The organism is Pseudomonas sp. DCB_AW, assembly GCF_026240895.1.
In the GTDB taxonomy this organism is placed as follows: domain Bacteria; phylum Pseudomonadota; class Gammaproteobacteria; order Pseudomonadales; family Pseudomonadaceae; genus Aquipseudomonas; species Aquipseudomonas kermanshahensis.
Map to the genome: position 1 here is coordinate 1 of NZ_JAPFCE010000197.1, position 399 is coordinate 399.

The 399-nt window shown below is 55.6% G+C and carries 1 protein-coding gene; it reads left to right on the plus strand.

Annotated elements, in window-relative coordinates:
• Positions 1 to 4: 4 nt before the first annotated feature.
• On the plus strand, positions 5 to 399 hold a 395-nt coding region (locus OO306_RS28230; protein ID WP_265970402.1), incomplete at its 3' end, for a hypothetical protein.

A 399-nucleotide genomic window follows, 5' to 3' on the forward strand; every position in this document is an offset into this window, starting at 1 on the left:
GGCCATGGCCCAGGTGCAGCTGCAGGAGTCTGGGGGAGGATTGGTGCAGGCTGGGGACTCTCTGAGACTCTCCTGTGCAGCCTCTGGAGACATCTTCAAAGACTATAGGATGGGCTGGTTCCGCCAGGCTCCAGGGAAGGAGCGTGAGTTTGTGGCAGATATTAGCAGGGTTGGAACGATCACAGACTACTCAGACGCCGTCAAGGGCCGATTCACCATCTCCAGGGACAACAGCAAGAACACGGTGTCGCTGCAAATAGACAGCCTGAAACCTGAGGACGCGGCCGTTTATTACTGTGTAGGAAGCAGGGCTATTAGAGGATACAGTAGGAATCCTGAAGACTATGAATCTTGGGGCCAGGGGATCCAGGTCACCGTCTCCTCACACCACCATCACCA